Consider the following 19,423-nt stretch of genomic DNA (forward strand, 5'->3'; position numbering starts at 1 on the left):
GGTATGGCATACGAAGCTTCAAGTGCACAAAAGGAGGGGCTCCCCACGGGGAGCCCCTCCTTTTGTGCTTTGCTGCTGCTTAGTGGGCCGCTGCTGTGCTGGTGCCCGACGGCGATGGGCTGGGTGTGGCGGAACCGGTCGGTTCGCTCCCGGCCGGCAGGTATTCCTTGTACTCTGCGAGGGAACCATCCAGGACAGGGATCTTCACAGTCTTGCTCACGTTGGTGCCGTCCTCGGTGACCTTGACGTCCACCAGCGAACCGGCGATACCGCCGCTGGTGCTGAGGATTGCCTCATCTGTGGAGTCGTTGAGCAGCGTGTAGGAGTTGGCTTTCACCGGCACCTGCGTCTGCGACCCCTCGGCACCGTTGACCGTGAGCTTGACGTCCTGAGATGAGGAGTTGTAGACGGCGCCGAGCAGGCGGCCGGGCTTGTCTTCGCCGGCGGAGACAATCAGCATGTTGCGCAGTTGCAGCGGACCCAGGTCGGCGCGGATACCGTCCGACGCCGAGTACTGGTGAGAAGTCTGCTGGGGGTTGATGTAGCCACAGCCGGTCATCGTCGCCAGGACGAGGGCCAAGGATCCTGCCGCCAGTGCCAGTTTGCCGCCCTGGGCCCGGTTCATCGCAGTGAAACGCACGTCACGTACTCCTCGAGAGTCTTGAAACATTATTCAGCCATAGCCTAACGGCAAACCCGGCCAAACGAGGATTCCGTGCGGTCACATTGCCCTTGGCAGCGGGCCTCACATGCACTATTATCTGCATCCGTCAAGGGGTCCAAGGGGGTCTATTCTGCCCATTTTCCGCGTATTTCCGGGGTTCCGGGGCCGGTTCGAGGCCAGTCATATGCCTGAATCGTGATAAACTGGTCTGCGGGAAAGGGGAATGTCCACATGGTATTTGAGGTCGGCGAGACAGTAGTTTACCCTCACCACGGTGCTGCAAAAATTGAAGAAATCAAGATGCGCACTGTCAAGGGCGAAGAGAAAATGTATCTCAAGCTCAAGGTGGCTCAGGGTGATCTGACCATTGAAGTTCCAGCAGAGAACGTTGACCTTGTAGGGGTTCGTGACGTAGTGGGCAAGGAAGGTCTGGAGCACGTATTCGATGTGCTGCGGGCCGAGTTCACTGAAGAACCCACCAACTGGTCGCGCAGATACAAGGCAAATCTGGAGAAGCTTGCTTCCGGTGACGTCATCAAGGTAGCGGAGGTTGTTCGCGACCTTTGGCGCCGTGATCACGATCGGGGCCTTTCCGCAGGTGAGAAGCGCATGCTGGCCAAGGCCCGGCAGATTCTGATTTCAGAACTTGCATTGGCTGAAAAGACTGATGAAGAGAAGGCTGCAAGCGTTCTCGACGAGGTCCTGGCTTCCTAAGAATTGAACCCCGGGGGCACGCAAGTGCCTCCGGGGCTTCTTTTTGCCCTTTTTCGGACCACGATCGGACCACGTCCGCTGCACCAGGCGCGTCGCGCGGTCGGGGATTCGGCAGGCCGGGCAGGCGGGCACGTAGGCTGGACATCATGAACAACGGACTTCCGCGCCCCGTCACCGCCGTCGTCATAGTGGCTGCCGGTACCGGCGAACGGCTGGGTTACGGCATGCCCAAGGCGCGTGTGCCCCTGGGGAGTGACACCATCCTCACCCATGCCCTCCGGGGCGCCGCCGCCGCCGGCGTTGCACGCCAGATCTGTGTGGCCCTTCCGCCCGGCGATACCGTCCTGCAGGAAGTGTGCGAGGACTTCGCCGAGGAACTCCGGGCAGCGCACGACGCAAACCCGGACAGCGCGCTTCCTGTATTGACGACGGTCGACGGCGGCGCCACCCGTGCCGCGTCCGTCCGGTCAGCGTTGGCCGCCTTGCTGGACGGCACCGAAGCCGTGCTGGTCCACGACGCCGCCAGGGCGCTGACGCCCGAGTACGTCTTCCACCGGGTGGTTGATTCCCTGGCTGCCGGCGCCGTTGCGGTGATTCCGACGGTACCGGTGGTGGATACGGTGAAGATGGTTACCCCCACCATGGGTGACGACGCCAGCATCGCCCCGGAACTCGTGACGGGTACCGCCCCGAGGGAAGAGCTCCGGTCGGTCCAGACACCCCAAGGGTTCCGCCTGTCCACGCTGATCCAGGCCCATCAGGCGGCGTCGGGCTTCGATGAGAAACAAGCTGCCGCGGTCACCGACGACGCGATGCTGGTGGAACTGCTGGGCGTTCCGGTGCACGCGGTGCATGGCTCCACGCAGTCATTGAAAATCACCACGCCGCTGGACCTGATTATTGCCGAGGGCCTGCTGGAAGGTCCGCTGGGCATCCGCTGGGTGGAAGGCTAATCGTGAGTGAAATCCGAATGATCCTGCCCCGCACCGGAATAGGCCTTGATGTCCACGCCTACGCGTCCGATGACCTTCCCCGTCCGCTCTGGCTGGGCGGGCTGTTCTGGGAAGGCGAGCGTGGCCTCGCCGGGCATTCGGACGGAGACCCGGTGGCTCATGCCGCCGCCGACGCCCTGTTCTCGGCCGCCGGCGTCGGGGACCTCGGTACACACTTCGGCACCGACCGCCCGGAGTTCGCCGGCGCCTCCGGCGTCACGCTGCTGGGAGAGGCGGCCAGGATTGTCCGTGCTGCGGGATTTGAGATCGGCAACGTGGCTGTGCAGTTCGTGGCCACCCGGCCCAAATTCGGCCCACGGCGGGAAGAGTCCCAACGCGTGCTGAGCGAGGCGGCGGGGGCTCCGATCAGTGTCACGGCCACCACCAGCGACGGACTGGGTTTCACCGGCAGGGGCGAGGGCATCTCCGCCGTCGCCACCGCTTTGGTCTATCCGCGCTGATTCACCCCGGGCTGTTCAGTCCGGATAGGGCGTGGGGGCCGGCGCGCAGGCCTTTTCCGCTAATCTGGAGCGGTGACTCTCCGCTTCCATGACACCGCTGCCGCCGAAGTCCGTGACTTCGTTCCCCTCGTCCCGGGAAAAGCGAGCCTGTACTACTGCGGAGCCACCGTGCAGGGCATGCCGCACGTGGGCCACATCCGCTCGGCGATCGCCTTTGACCAGCTCACACGCTGGCTCGAGTACCGGGGGCTGCGGGTCACCGTGGTCCGCAACGTCACGGACATCGATGACAAGATCCTGACCAAGTCTGCAGAGTCGTTCGCCCCGGACTTCGAAGCCGGCCCGGACAACGTCCGCGAGGAGGAATGGTGGGCACTGGCCTACCGCTACGAGCAGGCGTTCCTGCAGGCCTACGACACGCTCGGTGTTGCCCGGCCCACCTACGAGCCCCGCGCAACCGGGCATATCCCCGAAATGCAGGGGCTGATCCAGCAGCTGATCGACCGGGGCCACGCCTACCCGGCGCTGGACGACTCCGGGGATGTTTATTTCGACGTGCGCTCCTGGGACAAGTACGGGTCATTGACGCGGCAGAACATTGACGACATGCAGGGTGCCCCCGACGCGGATCCCCGGGGCAAAAAGGACCCCCGCGACTTTGCGCTGTGGAAGGGCTCCAAAGAAGGAGAGCCGACGACGGCGAGCTGGGCCTCGCCCTGGGGCGCCGGCCGCCCGGGATGGCACCTGGAATGCTCCGCCATGGTCACAAAGTACCTCGGCACCGAGTTTGATATCCACGGCGGCGGACTGGACCTGCGGTTCCCGCATCACGAAAACGAGATGGCACAGTCCCAGGCCGCCGGGCACGGGTTCGCCAACTTCTGGATGCACAACGGCATGGTCACCTACCAGGGCGAAAAGATGTCCAAGTCCATCGGCAACACCATCAGCCCTTCGGAGATGCTGGACCTCGCGTCACCGCGGGTGGTCCGCTATTACCTCGGGCAGGCCCACTACCGCTCAGTGCTGGACTACCGCCCCACGTCGCTGGAAGAGGCCGCTGCCGCCGTCGAACGCATTGACGGATTCCAGGCGAAGGCCGTAGCCCGCTTCGGTACAGACTTTGGCTATGTGGCGGGTACCTTCGGCCCGTCCACGGAGGCTCTCCGCACCTTCGAGGCGGCGATGGATGACGACCTGAACGTCCCGCGCGCGTTGGCCGCCTTGCACGAAACGGTGCGCGCCGGCAACAACGCCCTCGCAGAAGGCGATGACGAAGCGGGCCGGCATGCAATGAACGTGGTTATGATCATGACCACTGCCTTGGGGCTTAACGCTGTTGCGATGCCCGCCGCCGGTAACGCCCGGGAATCGGCCGCCCTCGACGTCCTCGTGGAAGCCCAACTCGCTGCCCGGGCCCAGGCCCGGGCCGCCAAGGACTGGTCTGCCTCCGACGCCATCCGGGACACGCTGAAGGCGGCCGGCGTCGTCGTCGAAGATGGCCCGGAAGGCGCTACCTGGAGCCTGCAACGGAACTGAACCGGCGATTTTACTTGATTCAGTAGACTGGTAAGCAGACTCAGTCAAACAATCAAGGGTGGAAAATCATGGCCAACAACGGTCGCCGGTCGGTCAAAGCAAAGAAGGGGCCAACCATCGGAACCGGTGGTCATGGCCGCAAGGCTCTGGAAGGCAAGGGCCCCACGCCCAAGGCGGAGGACCGCCCGTACCACAAGGCGCACAAGAGCAAGCAGCTGTCCGAACGTTCGGCCGCCAAGCGCGGCACGGGCGCGCGCAGCGCCGGCGCCTCTCGCTCGGGCCCCAAGGGCCGCGCCACCGAGGAAGTTGTCACCGGCCGTAACTCGGTTGTCGAAGCCCTCCGCGCCGGGATCCCCGCGAAGGCCCTGCACATCGCCATCCGGATCGAAATGGATGACCGTGTCAAGGAGTCGCTGAAGATCGCGGCCGAACGCGGCATCCCGCTGCTCGAGACCGGCAAGACCGAACTGGACCGCATGACGGAAGACGCCGTGCACCAGGGCCTGGTCCTGCAGATCCCGCCCTACGAGTACCAGGACGCGTACGACCTGGCCGAGGAAACCGTGGACCGCTGGAAGAAGGGCCACGTATCCAACGCGCCGCTGTTTGTTGCCCTCGACGGCATCACGGACCCGCGCAACCTCGGCGCCATCATCCGCTCCGTGTCGGCTTTCAGCGGCCACGGCGTCATCGTCCCGGAACGCCGCTCCGTCGGCGTCACGGCATCGGCCTGGAAGACCAGCGCGGGCGCGGCCGTGCGTGTTCCAGTGGCACGTGCCGGCAACCTGAACAGCGCCCTGAAGCAGTTCAAGAACATGGGCATCTTTGTCCTGGGGCTCGACGGCGACGGCGACGTTTCGCTGCCTGCCCTCACCCTGGCCACGGAGCCCGTGTGCATTGTGGTCGGTTCCGAGGGCAAGGGCCTGAGCCGCCTGGTCCGCGAAAACTGCGACCAGATCGTCTCCATCCCGATCAACTCCGCCATGGAATCGCTCAACGCATCCATGGCCGTTGGCATCTCGCTGTACGAAATCTCCAGGCAGCGCGCCGTCAAGTAGTCCTCGCCGCGGCTGCCGCTCCGGTGGCCGAGCCTGTCGAGACCCCTCATGCCACATCACGGCGTGAGGGGTCTCGCTTTCGGGTTGGAACCCCCGGCGGCGTGCCAGGGACCTCGCGAGATGTCGTCATAAAAGCGGCAGTGCAGTTCACCAGCCGCTGGCCGCTACCATTGAGGTGATGGTCATGCCGCTATTCGACACCGCCTCCACCAAGGATGCCTCTTCGGCATATCCGCTCGGTGTCAGCGTCCCGCGCCCAGGAGCTGGCGCGGATTACGCCATGCAGTCGAGCGCCAACGTCGCCGTGTACGCCCCGGCCGTGGAGAACCTTGAGATCGCTTACAAGGCCGCCGGTGGTGATTGGCATCTCCAAGCCTTGCCCAACGTCACCCACGGCGTGCACCACGGAATTGTTGAGGATTTCCCGTACGGAGCGCTGTACGGGTTCCGCGCCACCGCCAAGGCCGAGACGCTGCCGCTGGCAGTCCCCGTTATTGATCTGGACGACGACGGCGGGCAGCCTCTCCTGCTCGATCCCTACGGCCGGGCGGTGGACCAAGGGGAAGGATTCCTGACGAGCGTCCGGATTGCCGGCGATTTTGACTGGGGCAACGACGAACGGCCCCGGACGCAGTGGCGAAACACCATCATCTATGAGGCGCACGTCCGCGGCCAGAGCATGCTCCACCCCGATGTCCCGGAGGAACTGCGCGGCACGTACGCAGGCATGGCCCATCCGGCCATCATCGAGCATTTCAAGAGCCTGGGTATCACCGCTGTCCAGTTGCTCCCGGTGCACTTCCATCTCGATGAGCTGCACCTGCAGAACCTCGGCCTGACCAACTATTGGGGCTACAACACGGCAGCGTTTTTCGCACCGCACGCGGCTTATGCAACGCAGGCTGCGCAGGATGCGGGACCGCACGCCGTCCAGGACGAGTTCAAGGGCATGGTCAAGCTGCTCCACGCCGCCGGGCTTGAAGTGATTCTCGACGTTGTCTACAACCACACTGCAGAGGGTGGCCCCGACGGCCAGGCCATCAGCTTCCGCGGACTCGGCGAGGACACGTACTACCGTACGGACGGCCACGGTAAGTACATCGACACCACGGGCTGCGGCAACACGTTGAATTTCGGCCAGCCCCGCGTGGTCCAGCTCGTGCTGGATTCACTCCGGTACTGGGTGGACGAATTCCACATTGACGGCTTCCGCTTCGACCTGGCAGTGACGCTCTGCCGGAACGCGGACAACGACTTTGATCCCCGGCACCCGTTCCTGGTGGCCGTGGCCGCCGATCCTGTGCTGTCCGACGTGAAACTGATCGCCGAGCCCTGGGACGTCGGCTACGGTGGCTGGCAGACAGGACGATTCCCCGGCGGCTGGGTTGACTGGAACGATCACTTCCGGGACGGCGTCCGCTCCTTCTGGCTGGCCGACCGTGCGGCCATCGACGCCGGCGGCCATGGCGGCTCCGTGGCGCGGCTGGCTGATGCCCTGTCGGGATCGGCCGGGCTGTTTGAGGCGTCGGGCCGTTCCAGGCTGGCGTCGGTTAACCTCATCATGGCACACGACGGCTTCACGCTCAACGACCTTGTGTCATACGACCGCAAACACAACGAGGCCAACGGCGAGCAGAACCGGGACGGTCACGGGGATAACCGCAGCTACAACCACGGCGCCGAAGGCCGGAGCGAGGACGAGGGCATCGTGGCGAAGCGGGCGCAGTCCCGGCGGAACCTGATGGCCTCCCTGATGATCTCCCTCGGCGTGCCGATGATCACCGCAGGTGACGAACTCGCGCGCACGCAGCAGGGCAACAACAATGCCTACTGCCAGGACAACCCCTTGGCCTGGCTCGACTGGACGCGGACCCCGGAATCCGCGGAGATGCTCCGCAGCACCAAACGCTATGTCCGGCTGCGCAAGGAGTTCCTGGCAAGCCAACCCTATGATTTTCCCGCTCGGGATGAGCAGTCCTATCTCTACTGGTTTGACCACTCCGGGCAGCCCATGTCCATGGATCAATGGAATGATCCCCGGCACCGTGTCATGCAGCTCCTGCTTGGCTCGGACGACGGCACGCTGGCAGGCCTCGTGGTGGTCAACGGCAGCACCTCCGATGTGAAGATCACCCTTCCGGAACTTAAGAACGACGACGGAACGCCCCGCAGGATCTTTGAACTCCGGCTGACCACCTCGCCACTGCACGAGCTTCGCCAGGGCGTCCGCGTGACGTCCGGCGAGACGGACAGCATCGAAGCAAACTCGATCAACATCTACCGCACGTAACTGCGGAGGGGACCAAGATTGCGCAACCGCTCCTTTGCCCTGCTGCTGACCGGACTGTTGGCCATAGCGGTGATCGCTTTTGGCGGCAGCGGGCTCCTCGATGCACTGACGGGAGGTACGCCGCCGGCGGCCAGTTCCAGCGCGGCCCCCGGTCCAGGCCCTCTCGTGCCCGGTTCCGTAGAGGCTCCAGCCCCGGCGGTAATACCCGCCAACCCATCCGGCCTGCCCGCGGTCAAGGAATCCCAGCTGCCGGCCGAAGCCCGGACGACCCTCGCTGCGATCCGTGCCGGCGGCCCCTACCGCTACAGCCAGGACAACAAGACGTTCGGCAACTTCGAGCGTCTTCTTCCACGGCAAGACTCCGGCTATTACCGTGAGTACACGGTGCCCACACCGGGTGAATCGGACAGGGGAGCCCGCCGCATCGTCACGGGCTCCGGGGGCGAGAAGTACTACACCCAGGACCACTACGACTCGTTCAAATTCATCGCAGAAGGCAGCTGAACACCCTCATGAAAATTTACTCCGCCGATACCTGGACTATCGAAGAACTCCGGGAACAGGTCGCCGTCGCCGGCCGCCGCAGCCTGATGGTCCCCGCGGCCGATAGCAAGCGGGCTGTCCTGGAAACGTTCGGCGAAGTGCTCGCCTTCCCTGAGCACTACGGCGTGAACATGGACGCCCTGAACGATTCCCTGCACGATTTTGCGGACAGCATTGGCGAGGACGGGGGCGCCCCGGTGACGATCATCTGGCAGGTGGCCGCAGCGTTCCGCAGTAACCGGTCCTTCGGGATCATCTGCGAGGTCCTCCAGGATGCCGAGAGCTACGCTGGCCGTGACCTGGCGGTCACGGCCGTGCTCCTCTAGATGTGGCGCCGGGCGTCAGGCGTTGACGATCAGCCCCAGCTCGGCTTTGGAAGCCAGTGCCTCGTGCCGGGGCAGGACGCGGACGGTGTAGCCGAACGGACCGGACCGGTCGATCAGCAGGGAGCCGCTGAACAGGTGGCGCCCGTCGCCCAGGTCCTCTTTCGAGCTCAATTCCATCAGGGTGACGTCCGCCAGGGTGTCGCTTTCCTCGGCGCGCCCATAGGCCACCTCCACTGTTACGTCGTCCGGGGTCAGGGTGTGCAGCGCGATGTAGGCGTTCACCTGCAGGGTGTCCCCGATCTGCGGATCCTCGGAAACTCCTACGGAGTCCACATGCTCAACGTGCAGCAGGGGCCACGCTGAGCGCACCTTCGCCGTCCACGCAGCCAGGACACGGGCCTGGGCGTAGGAGTCGGCAACGGCCCTGCGTCCGGCCTCGGCTGCCGGACGGTAGAGCAGGTTGACGTAGTCGTGCAGCATACGCTCGGCGGAAACGGCCGGGCCCAAATGCGACAGCGTGTGCTTGATCATTGACACCCAGTGCGTGGGGACTTTCTCCGTACCCGTAGTGGACGGTCCGGCGGCACCTGCACTGTCAGACACCGTGTTCCCGTAGAAGCGCGGCGCCACCTGCGTTTCCAGGAGTTCGTACAGCGCCGCCGCCTCGATGTCGTCCCGCTCCTCGGGGGACGCATCATTGTTGGCGGTGGGGATCGCCCAGCCGTTCTCGCCGTCGTACATTTCATCCCACCAGCCGTCCATAACCGAAAGGTTCAGCGAACCGTTGATGGCGGCCTTCATGCCCGACGTGCCGCACGCCTCCAGGGGGCGGAGCGGGTTGTTGAGCCACACGTCGCAGCCCGGGAAGAGTGTCCTGGCCATCGCAATGTCGTAGTTCGGCAGGAAGGCGATGCGGTGGCGGACCTCGGGGTCGTCGGTGAAGCGGACCAGATCCTGGATCATCTTCTTACCGGCGTCATCTGCCGGGTGGGACTTTCCGGCGATCACGAGTTGGATCGGATGCTCCGGGTGCAGCAGCAGCGCCTTGAGCCGGGCCGGCTCGCGGAGCATCAGCGTCAGGCGCTTATACGTGGGGACGCGGCGGGCGAAGCCGATGGTCAGCACGTCGGGGTCCAGGACGCTGTCGGTCCAGCCAAGCTCGGCGTCGGCGGCGCCGCGCTTCTTCCACGCGGCGCGGAGCCGGCGGCGCACGTCCTCCACGAGTGCTGTGCGCATTTCACGGCGCAGCCCCCAGACATCGGCGTCGCTGACGTTGTAGGCAAGGTCCCAGCGGCCCATGGCTTCGGCCTCGGAGCCGAACTGTTCCCGCGCGAGCCGGGAGATGCGACCGTCCACCCAGGTGGGCACGTGCACGCCGTTGGTCACGGACGTGATGGGCACCTCGGAGTGGTCGAACCCGGGCCACAAGGCCGAGAACATCCCGCGGGATACCTCGCCGTGCAGCTTGGCGACTCCGTTGGCCCGCTGTGCCAGCCGGAGCCCCATCACGGCCATGTTAAAGACTGACGGATTGCCATCGGCGTAGTTTTCCCGGCCCAGTTCCAGAATCCGGTCCACCGGTACCGCGGGCGCGAGCCCGGCCTGGAAGAAGTGGTGGATCTGGGAAATCTCGAAACGGTCGATTCCGGCCGGAACGGGCGTGTGGGTGGTGAAGACCGTTGACGCCCTGCCGGCGGCGAGGGCTTCATCGAAGCTGAGGGCGGCGTCGCCGGCCATCAGCTCCTGGATGCGCTCAATCCCCAGGAAGCCGGCATGGCCCTCATTGGTGTGGAAGACTTCGGGCGCCGCGGTTCCGGTCAGCTGCTGGTAGGCGCGCAGGGCCTTGACTCCGCCCATGCCCAGCAGGAGCTCCTGCTGCAGGCGGTGGTCGCCGCCGCCGCCGTAGAGGCGGTCGGTGATGCCGCGGGCGGCGTCGTCGTTGCCGGGAACATTGGAATCCAGCAGGAGCAGCGGTACGCGTCCGACGTCGGCACGCCAGATGTGTGCCAGCAGGCGGCGCCCGTTGGGGAGCGGGAGCGAGATCTGCAGGGCCCGGCCGTTGCCGTCGGCGGACGGCTCGCGAAGGAGGGTGAGCGGGAGGCCGTCAGGATCGAGGACCGGATAGGTTTCCTGCTGCCAGGCGTCGCGGGAGAGCGATTGCTTGAAGTAGCCGGCCTGGTACAGCAGGCCCACGCCGATCAGGGGCACGCCGAGGTCCGAGGCGGCCTTAAGGTGGTCGCCGGCCAGGATGCCCAGGCCGCCGGAGTACTGCGGCAGGACTTCGGTGATGCCAAATTCGGGGGAGAAGTATGCGATGGCGGCGGGGGCTTCCGCGCCCAGGCTCTGATACCAGCGGGGCTGCTCAAGATACCGGTCAAGGTCCTCGGCGGCGGCCCGGACCTGGTCAACGACTGACTGGTCGGCGGCGAGGCGCTGGAACTCTTCGCGGCTGACCCGGCCCAGGAAACTGATGGGATCCTGCCCGGATTCTTCCCAGATGCGGGGGTTCAGAGCCGCGAAAAGTTCCCGGGTGGGCCGGTGCCAGGACCAGCGCAGGTTTGTGGCCAATCGGGCCAGCGGCCTGATGGGCTCCGGGAGGACTGTTCTGACGGTAAATCTGCGGATTGCCTTCACCTGCGCCACACTAACCGACAACATCAACGTCTGGAACCGCTTTGGCTTTCTTTTAGGTAAATGACAGTTGGCGTGGCGGATAAGTCGAATCGCGGCGACAAAAAGCAGCGCAGGCTTAGCAATTTTGACCATTTCTCGCTAACGTCGAGCCTGTGACGACTAACTCAGCAACCCCTGCCGCCTCAAAGAAAAAGCCGAAAGGCAAAATCACCGACGGGCTAAGATTTGGCCGCTTTCCGATCACCGCCGTGCAGCCTGCGGTAGAGGGTGGAAAGTATCCTGCCAAGGCCTTGCCGGGGGAGGGGATCGTGGTGGGTGCCACCGCATTCCGGGAGGGTCATGACCAGCTGGGTGTCAGTGCGGTCCTCCTGGATCCCCGGGGGAAGGAACGCCAGCGCGTCAGGCTGGCACCGCCCAAAGGGGAACGCGGCCTCGGCACGGACCGTTGGGAGGGCATCCTCACGCCGTCGGCCGTTGGAAACTGGACCTTCCTCATTGAGGCGTGGCACGACCGCTACGGAACCTGGCACCACAACGCCGAGGTCAAGGTGGCCGCAGGCATCGACGTGGAGCTGATGCTCGCCGAAGGTTCGGCGCTGCTCTCAGAAGCGGCCGCCGACGTCTCCCGTAATGCGTCGGACCGGCGCACCCTGCGCATGGCCTCTTCCATCCTGGCCAACGGATCCCTCACCGATGAGGAACGCTTGGCAGCCGGCTTCGGCTCCGACGTCGCCGACGTCGTGGAACGCCAGCCGATCCGGGAGCTGGTCACCGTTTCCGAGCAGTACCCGCTGCTGGTGGAGCGCGATCTCGCAGGCCGTGGAGCCTGGTACGAGTTCTTTCCCCGGTCCGAGGGCGCCGTCAGGGACGCCGCCACCGGGGCCTGGACGTCCGGGAATTTCAGGACAGCAGCGAAGCGGCTGGACGCGGTGGCGGAAATGGGCTTCGACGTGCTCTACATGCCGCCCATCCACCCCATCGGCATCCAGCACCGCAAGGGCCCCAACAACACCCTGATCGCCGGCCCGCACGATCCCGGCTCGCCCTGGGCCATCGGCGCCAAGGAGGGTGGCCACGACGCCATCCACCCGGAGTTGGGCTCTTTCGAGGACTTTGACGCCTTTGTTGCCCGCGCTAAGGAGCTGGGCCTGGAAGTCGCGCTTGATCTGGCGCTGCAGGCAGCGCCCGACCACCCGTGGGTACAGTCCAACCCGGAATGGTTTACCACCCGGGTTGACGGGAGCATCGCGTATGCGGAAAACCCGCCCAAGAAGTACCAGGATATTTTCCCGCTCAATTTCGACAACGATCCGGAAGGGCTTGCGAAGGAAATCCTGCGGGTCGTGTTGCTGTGGGTCAGCCATGGCGTGAAGATCTTCCGGGTGGATAATCCGCACACCAAACCGGTGTGGTTCTGGGAATGGCTCATTGGCCAGGTCAACAAAAAGACTCCCGGCGTGGTGTTCCTCGCGGAAGCGTTTACGCGCCCTGCGATGATGCACGCCCTGGGCCGGGCGGGTTTCCAGCAGTCATACACCTACTTCACGTGGCGGAACACCAAGAAGGAACTGGAAACCTACTTCGCGGAGGTCAGCCACGACTCGCCGGCGTACTTCCGGCCCAACTTCTTTGTCAACACGCCGGACATCCTCACGGAATATCTGCAGTTCGGCGGTCCGGCGGCGTTCAAGATCCGCGCCGCATTGGCCGCCACCGCCAGCCCGCTGTGGGGCGTTTATGCCGGCTATGAGCTCTATGAGCATGTTGCCCGCCCCGGTGCCGAAGAGTACATCGACAACGAGAAATTTGAATACAAGGCCCGTGACTGGGACGCTGCCGCGGCCTCGGGCCGGACCCTGGCGCCGTATCTGACCAGGCTCAACGCCATCAGGCACAGCCACCCGGCGCTGTTGGACCTGCAGAATCTCACGGTCCACCAAAGCACCGACGACGCCACGGTGGTGTATTCCAAACACAAGACCCTGCCGGACGGCACCAAGGACACCATCATTGTGGTGGTCAACGTCGATCCGCACGGCACCAGGGAGAGCACCATTTCCCTGGACCTGGCTGCCCTTGAACTTGACCCCGAGGACCTGTCGCCCAACGGCGGATTCCGGGTGGAGGACCTCATTTCCGGAGAATCCTGGGAATGGGGCGAATACAACTACGTCCGCCTGGATGCGCACGTTGAACCCGCACACATCCTGAGCGTGAGGAGAGTTCATCAGTGAGCTTTAACCCGCAGAGTTCCAGCCAGCATTTCACCCCCAAGAGCACATTTGAGCTACATGCACCGGGCCTAGCGCACGATCCGCTCTGGTATCGGAAGGCCGTCTTCTATGAAGTGCTGGTACGGGCCTTCGCGGATGCGAACGGCGACGGTTCGGGCGACTTCACCGGCCTGATCGACCGGCTGGACTACCTGCAGTGGCTCGGCATCGATTGCCTGTGGCTCCCGCCGTTCTTCCAGTCGCCGCTGCGTGACGGCGGCTATGACATCTCGGACTACAATTCCGTCCTGGATGAATTCGGCACTATCAGCGACTTCAAGCGGCTGGTGGCGGAGTCCCATGCCCGCGGCGTCCGGGTCATCATTGACCTGCCGCTGAACCACACCTCGGACCAGCACCCCTGGTTCCAGGAATCGCGCAAGGACCCAGACGGTCCCTTCGGCGACTTTTACGTGTGGAGCGACACGGACGAGAAGTACCAGGACGCCCGCATCATCTTCGTGGACACGGAGGAATCCAACTGGACGTTCGACCCCATCCGCAGGCAGTTCTTCTGGCACCGCTTCTTCGGCCACCAGCCTGACCTGAACTTTGAAAACCCCAAGGTCATCGAAGCGCTCTTCGACGTGGTTCGTTTCTGGCTGGACCAGGGCATCGACGGTTTCCGGGCGGACGCCATCCCGTACCTCTTCGAGGAGGAGGGGACCAACTGCGAAAACCTGCCAGCCACCCATGACTTCCTGCGCAAACTTCGGGCCATGGTGGACGAAGGCTACCCCGGCCGCGTCATCATCGCCGAGGCCAACCAGCCGCCCAACGAGGTGGTGGAGTACTTCGGAACAGCAGAAGAGCCCGAATGCCACATGGCGTTCCACTTCCCCATCATGCCGCGCCTCTACTACGCCCTGCGCGACCAGAAGGCCGCTCCGATCATCGAAACCATGCATGACACCCCGGAGATCCCCGAAGGCGCGCAGTGGGGAACTTTCTTGCGCAACCACGATGAACTGACGCTGGAGATGGTCACTCCCGACGAGCGCGCGGCGATGCTGGGCTGGTATGCGCCGGACCCCCGCATGCGCGCCAACATCGGGATCCGGCGTCGCCTTGCACCGCTGCTGGATAATTCCCGGGCCGAGATCGAACTGATCAATGCGCTGCTGCTGTCGCTTCCTGGCAGCCCGTTCCTGTACTACGGGGACGAGATCGGCATGGGGGACAACATCTGGCTCGATGACCGCGATGCCGTACGCACTCCCATGCAGTGGAACCCGGACCGGAACGCAGGATTCTCCAACGCTGATCCCGGCAAGCTCTACCTGCCGGTCATCCAGTCACTGGTGTACAACTACAACATGGCCAATGTGGAAGCCGAGGCCGCCCACTCCGGTTCACTGCTCCGCTGGACACGGCAGATCCTCAGCGTCCGCAAGAACCACCCTGTCTTCGGGCTGGGTGCGTTCAAACATGTCGAAGCGGACCACGACGCCGTGGTGGCGTATCTCCGGGAACTTTCGGATGACAACACTGCGGGGCTGCCGGGCGAATCCATTCTGTGCGCCTTCAACCTTTCGCAGCACCCCGTCGCGGCAAAACTGCGGATTCCGCAGTTTGCCGGCCGCGGACTGCGCGATGTGTTCGGGGGGCAGCCGTTCCCCGGGATCGATGACGACGGATCACTGACGCTGACCCTGGGGAGCCATGATTTCTTCTGGCTGCGGATCCGCTCTGCGACGTCCAACCCGGCCTCCCCGTACACGCAGGCACTGCCCATCCTGTCCATCGAGAACTGACATGGCCCAGCCCACCCTCACAGCCACACTGAGCGCCGTCCTTCGGGAATGGCTCCCACGCCAGCGCTGGTTCCCCGTAAAGACAGACGATTTTGCGCTGGAGCAGGCCGGCAGCCTGAGCCTCGAGGATGCCGCAGGGCAGGCTCGGCTGGAGATATTCCTGCTGGCTGTCACGTCCAGGACGGCCGACGGCGGACTCCGGACTGACGTGGTCCAGGTCCCGCTGAGCTACCGGGCAAGTCCGCTTGCCGGAGCGGAGCGGGCACTGGTGGGCCACGCTCCCGAGGCCGGCATGGCCTGGATCTACGACGCCGTGCACGATCCTTCCTTTGTCTCCTCGTGGCTGGAGCTGATCAGGTCCGAAGCCGGCTCGAGCACGGGTGCGGCGACGGGCCACCGCACCCGGTCGGAGCACCGGTTGCCTACCGCCCACGGAATGGTCAAAGTCCTGTCCGGCGAGCAGTCCAACAGCTCAGTCATCGTTGACGACGGCGAGTCTGCGGCCATTGTGAAATTCTTCCGGGTGCTCTCTGAAGGGATCAACCCTGAAGTTGAGGTGGGGGCGGCACTTACGGCCCAGGGCATCTTCGAGGTTCCGGCAACGCTGGGGTGGGTCCGCGGGGAATGGCAGGCGCCGGCACCACAGGGGCTCCCGGCACAGGCACCATCGCAGGGCGAGCTTGCCGTAGCCCACGAATTCCTCGCCGGCGGCCGGGATGCGTGGCGCCTTGCCGTGGATGCCGCGCGCACTGGCGCCGATTTCACCGCCGAAGCTTATGCCCTGGGTGCGGCCACGGCCACGGTCCACCGTCGGCTGGCGGAAGCCCTCGGCACAGCGGTTGAACCGGCCCCGGGTCAGGTTATTGCGCCCGGAGTAGCCCAGCGGGTCCGGCAGGCATGGGCGGAAGCCGGTGCCGCCGTCGGGCCTTACGACGATGCCTTAGACGCGCTTCTTGGCGAGCTCGACGGCGTGCCGGCGGGGCCGCTGCAGCGGATCCACGGCGATCTTCACCTCGGCCAGATCCTGCAGGTCCCCGGCCAAGGCGGCGGGCCGGGCCGTTGGGCCATTCTTGATTTTGAAGGTGAGCCACTGCGGCCCATCGCTGAACGCAACTTTCCCGACGTTCCGCTCCGCGACGTGGTGGGAATGCTCCGCTCATTCGACTACGCGGCCGGCGCGGCAGAACGCGAATATCAGGGTGCCCGCGTTCCGGCATCCTGGGTCGATGATTGCGCGGACGCGTTCCTCGCCGGCTATGCCGCAGTCACCCCCGGCATCATCGACCGAAGTTCACCGCTCTTTGTGGCATTGTGGCTGGACAAGGCCCTTTACGAAGTCGTTTATGAATTGCGGAACAGACCTGACTGGCTGGCCATTCCAACGAATGCCTCCAGACGGCTCCTCAGCGTTAAAGGCTCCGGCGATCAGGCCCGGGCAGCATCGGAAGGTATCAAAATGACAGGCTCAGCACCTACAGACCGGCCCCGTGTGCCCCTACACGTGGACCCGGAAACCTTGGCCCGCGTGGCGAACGGCGAACATCACGCCCCGCACTCGGTGCTGGGTGCCCACCTGGACGACCACGGCCATGTGACTGTCCGGACCGTCAAGCACCTCGCGGAGGCAGTAAGCGTGGTGACCGCCGTGGGTGCGGTGCCCATGACCCACGAGGATAACGGCGTTTGGGTGGCGGTCCTGGAGCCGTTGCAGGCCGGCCACGTGCCCGACTACCGGCTGGAGGTCACCTATCCTGATGCCGCGCCGCTAACAGTGGATGAGCCGTACCGCTACCTGCCCACAGTGGGTGAAGTGGATCTGCACCTGATCGGCGAGGGCCGGCACGAGAAGCTCTGGGAAGTCCTGGGCGCGCACGTTCAGCACTACAAGTCCTCACTGGGCGATGTTGACGGCGTCTCCTTTGCCGTGTGGGCGCCGAACGCGCAGGCGGTCCGCGTCAAGGGCGACTTCAACGCCTGGGACGGCCGGCAGAACTCACTCCGTTCGCTGGGATCCTCCGGCGTGTGGGAAGTCTTCCTGCCTGGTGTTTTAGCAGGGGCGTGCTACAAGTTCGAGATCAAAACCAAGGGCGGCTACTGGGTCGAAAAGGCCGATCCCCTGGCCTTCGGTACCGAGGTCCCGCCGCTGACAGCCTCCAGAGTGGTGGAGCAGTCGTACGCGTTCAAGGATGCAGAATGGATGGAGGCACGCGCGCAGCGTGACCCGCACAATTCGCCGATGAGCGCCTACGAAGTCCACCTCGGATCCTGGCGCCTTGGCCTGGGCTACCGTGAGCTCGCCAAGGAGTTGGTGGACTACGTCAAATGGCTGGGCTTCACGCACGTTGAGTTCATGCCCGTGGCCGAACATCCCTTCGGCGGCTCCTGGGGCTACCAGGTGACGTCCTACTTTGCGCCGACCTCGCGCTTTGGCCATCCGGATGAATTCCGGTTCCTGGTGGATTCCCTGCACCAGGCCGGAATCGGCGTGCTGCTCGACTGGGTCCCGGCGCACTTCCCCAAGGATGCCTGGGCGCTGGCCCAGTTCGACGGCGAACCCCTGTACGAGCACGCCGACCCGAACCTGGGTGAGCACCCAGACTGGGGAACGCTGATTTTCGACTTTGGCCGCACCGAGGTGCGGAACTTCCTGGTGTCCAACGCGCTGTACTGGCTTGATGAGTTCCATATCGACGGACTCCGGGTGGATGCCGTGGCCTCGATGCTGTACCTCGACTACTCACGCGAAGAGGGGCAGTGGTCGCCCAACCGCTTTGGCGGACGCGAAAACCTGGAGGCCATTTCGTTCCTCCAGGAGGTCAACGCCACTGTGTACAAGACGCACCCCGGCGCGGTGATGATCGCCGAAGAGTCCACAGCTTTCCCCGGCGTCACCGCCCCGACAAGCCAAGGTGGCCTGGGCTTCGGGCTCAAGTGGAACATGGGCTGGATGCACGACTCCCTCAAATACGCCTCCGAGGACCCCGTCAACCGGAAGTGGCACCACGGCACGGTGACGTTCTCCATGGTCTACGCCTTCACCGAGAACTTTCTGCTTCCCATCAGCCACGACGAAGTAGTGCATGGCAAGGGCTCCATGCTCCGGAAGATGCCGGGGGACCGGTGGCAGCAGTTGGCCAACCTGCGCGCCTTCTTTGCGTACCAGTGGGCTCACCCGGGCAAGCAGCTCATCTTTATGGGCACCGAGTTCGGCCAGGAGGCTGAATGGTCCGAGCAGCATGGGCTGGACTGGTACCTGGCAGAGATTCCGGCGCACCGCGGAATGCAGCTCCTCACCAAGGACCTCAACGAGATCTACAGCTCGACGCCGGCCCTCTACGCCCGTGACAACGAGCCGGGTGGTTTCCAGTGGATCAACGGTGGGGATGCCGACCGCAATGTCCTGACGTTTGTCCGCTGGGACAAGGAAGGCAATCCGTTGGTGTGCGCCATCAACTTCTCCGGCGGTCCGCATGTGGGCTATGCCCTCGGCGTTCCCGCTGCCGGGGCCTGGACCGAAGTGCTGAACACCGACGCCGCGGCCTATGGCGGTTCGGGTGTTTTGAATGGCGGTGAGCTGGTTGCCCTGGACGAAGGGCTCGATGGCCAGCCGGCAACGCTTACCGTGACGCTGCCGCCCCTGGGGGCCGCGTACTTCAAGCCCGTTCTTTTGGCGGCGGGCTGACCGATTGGTGTGATCCCGCTCTCTTGAGTGCGGGGCGTGAGGCCCGGAATTCCTTGAGATTCCGGGCTTTTTGCTGCCCTCGGGGTTGTGTCGCAGGGGCCCCAAGGGGGCCTGGGTGGTCATCCCGGCAAAGTGGTGGTAGAGTTTATTTCCGCGCTGCTCCACAGAGTCAGACCGAAAAAACCGACACGAAAGCCTCAGGCTGACGAAGTCGCGGATGCCGGTTTGACAAGTTGGAGAACAGCGGGTAAGTTTGAAAAGTTGCTCCGGAGCGATCCACGGCCGATTAGATGGTTGTGGTGGTGCCGGGTGTGTCTGTTGTTTGAGAACTCAATAGTGTGCCAAGTTTGTTGATACCAATTTATTGTATTGAATTGGTTGAATTGACTGGATTATGCCACCCCGTGGTGTGGTCTGGTTTTTACAGCTGGTTTCAAATTTTGTGCAACCATTTTATCCTGTTATTTCCGGGGTTGGTGGTTGTGTCTGTTTT

The 19,423-nt window shown here is 64.3% G+C and carries 13 protein-coding genes; 11 read left to right on the top strand and 2 right to left on the bottom strand.

What is annotated here, in order from left to right; translation table 11 throughout:
* Window positions 1-79: 79 nt before the first annotated feature.
* Complete coding sequence (locus FYJ92_RS03280; RefSeq protein ID WP_185263648.1) at window positions 80-625, bottom strand: hypothetical protein; 546 nt, start codon at window positions 623-625, stop codon at window positions 80-82.
* Between the two features lie 270 nt (window positions 626-895).
* On the opposite strand from FYJ92_RS03280, the gene FYJ92_RS03285 reads away from it, so the two are divergent.
* The 8 genes from FYJ92_RS03285 (at window position 896) to FYJ92_RS03320 (ending at window position 8,587) form a co-directional block, all read left to right on the top strand.
* Window positions 896-1,378 carry a CarD family transcriptional regulator gene (locus FYJ92_RS03285; RefSeq protein WP_026266570.1) on the top strand — a complete coding sequence of 161 codons (483 nt, stop codon included), beginning with the start codon at window positions 896-898 and terminating at the stop codon, window positions 1,376-1,378.
* Window positions 1,379-1,524: 146 nt separating this feature from the next.
* A complete protein-coding gene (gene ispD / locus FYJ92_RS03290) occupies window positions 1,525-2,331 on the top strand; it encodes a 2-C-methyl-D-erythritol 4-phosphate cytidylyltransferase (RefSeq protein ID WP_185262587.1) in 807 nt (268 codons plus the stop codon).
* A gap of 17 nt (window positions 2,332-2,348) precedes the next feature.
* Window positions 2,349-2,831 carry a 2-C-methyl-D-erythritol 2,4-cyclodiphosphate synthase gene (gene ispF / locus FYJ92_RS03295; protein ID WP_185263649.1) on the top strand — a complete coding sequence of 161 codons (483 nt, stop codon included), beginning with the start codon at window positions 2,349-2,351 and terminating at the stop codon, window positions 2,829-2,831.
* A gap of 72 nt (window positions 2,832-2,903) precedes the next feature.
* Window positions 2,904-4,370 (top strand): cysteine--tRNA ligase, encoded by a 1,467-nt coding sequence (gene cysS / locus FYJ92_RS03300; protein WP_185262588.1) that lies wholly within the window; start codon window positions 2,904-2,906, stop codon window positions 4,368-4,370.
* 68 nt (window positions 4,371-4,438) lie between these two features.
* Window positions 4,439-5,428 (top strand): 23S rRNA (guanosine(2251)-2'-O)-methyltransferase RlmB, encoded by a 990-nt coding sequence (gene rlmB, locus FYJ92_RS03305; protein WP_185262589.1) that lies wholly within the window; start codon window positions 4,439-4,441, stop codon window positions 5,426-5,428.
* A 178-nt stretch (window positions 5,429-5,606) separates the two neighbouring features.
* The gene (gene glgX, locus FYJ92_RS03310) at window positions 5,607-7,718 is read left to right on the top strand and encodes a glycogen debranching protein GlgX (RefSeq protein ID WP_185262590.1); all 2,112 of its coding nucleotides are present in this window, start codon (window positions 5,607-5,609) and stop codon (window positions 7,716-7,718) included.
* 18 nt (window positions 7,719-7,736) lie between these two features.
* Complete coding sequence (locus FYJ92_RS03315) at window positions 7,737-8,222, top strand: ribonuclease domain-containing protein (protein WP_185262591.1); 486 nt, start codon at window positions 7,737-7,739, stop codon at window positions 8,220-8,222.
* Between the two features lie 8 nt (window positions 8,223-8,230).
* The gene (locus tag FYJ92_RS03320) at window positions 8,231-8,587 is read left to right on the top strand and encodes a barstar family protein (RefSeq protein WP_185262592.1); all 357 of its coding nucleotides are present in this window, start codon (window positions 8,231-8,233) and stop codon (window positions 8,585-8,587) included.
* A 15-nt stretch (window positions 8,588-8,602) separates the two neighbouring features.
* Here FYJ92_RS03320 and glgP read toward each other — a convergent pair whose 3' ends face one another.
* Window positions 8,603-11,221, bottom strand: coding sequence for an alpha-glucan family phosphorylase (gene glgP, locus FYJ92_RS03325; RefSeq protein ID WP_185262593.1), 2,619 nt, complete (start codon window positions 11,219-11,221; stop codon window positions 8,603-8,605).
* Window positions 11,222-11,373: 152 nt separating this feature from the next.
* On the opposite strand from glgP, the gene FYJ92_RS03330 reads away from it, so the two are divergent.
* Genes FYJ92_RS03330 through FYJ92_RS03340 form a run of 3 tightly spaced genes read left to right on the top strand, consistent with a single transcriptional unit; the run spans window position 11,374 to window position 18,930 of the window.
* Window positions 11,374-13,455, top strand: coding sequence for an alpha-1,4-glucan--maltose-1-phosphate maltosyltransferase (locus FYJ92_RS03330; RefSeq protein WP_185262594.1), 2,082 nt, complete (start codon window positions 11,374-11,376; stop codon window positions 13,453-13,455).
* A complete protein-coding gene (treS, locus tag FYJ92_RS03335) occupies window positions 13,452-15,248 on the top strand; it encodes a maltose alpha-D-glucosyltransferase (protein WP_185262595.1) in 1,797 nt (598 codons plus the stop codon). The genes FYJ92_RS03330 and treS overlap by 4 nt, the downstream gene beginning before the upstream one ends.
* Before the next feature lies 1 nt (window position 15,249).
* Complete coding sequence (locus tag FYJ92_RS03340; RefSeq protein ID WP_185262596.1) at window positions 15,250-18,930, top strand: 1,4-alpha-glucan branching enzyme; 3,681 nt, start codon at window positions 15,250-15,252, stop codon at window positions 18,928-18,930.
* Window positions 18,931-19,423 lie beyond the last annotated feature (493 nt).

This window comes from Pseudarthrobacter sp. NBSH8 (genome assembly GCF_014217545.1).
Lineage (GTDB): Bacteria > Actinomycetota > Actinomycetes > Actinomycetales > Micrococcaceae > Arthrobacter.

Coding starts and splice junctions, on each gene's coding strand:
- ispF (WP_185263649.1), top strand. CDS start 2,349: ATGATCCTGCCCCGCACCGGAATAGGCCTTGATGTCCACGCCTACGCG.
- rlmB (WP_185262589.1), top strand. CDS start 4,439: ATGGCCAACAACGGTCGCCGGTCGGTCAAAGCAAAGAAGGGGCCAACC.
- FYJ92_RS03340 (WP_185262596.1), top strand. CDS start 15,250: ATGGCCCAGCCCACCCTCACAGCCACACTGAGCGCCGTCCTTCGGGAA.
- FYJ92_RS03285 (WP_026266570.1), top strand. CDS start 896: ATGGTATTTGAGGTCGGCGAGACAGTAGTTTACCCTCACCACGGTGCT.
- FYJ92_RS03280 (WP_185263648.1), bottom strand. CDS start 625: ATGAACCGGGCCCAGGGCGGCAAACTGGCACTGGCGGCAGGATCCTTG.
- ispD (WP_185262587.1), top strand. CDS start 1,525: ATGAACAACGGACTTCCGCGCCCCGTCACCGCCGTCGTCATAGTGGCT.
- FYJ92_RS03320 (WP_185262592.1), top strand. CDS start 8,231: ATGAAAATTTACTCCGCCGATACCTGGACTATCGAAGAACTCCGGGAA.
- glgX (WP_185262590.1), top strand. CDS start 5,607: ATGGTCATGCCGCTATTCGACACCGCCTCCACCAAGGATGCCTCTTCG.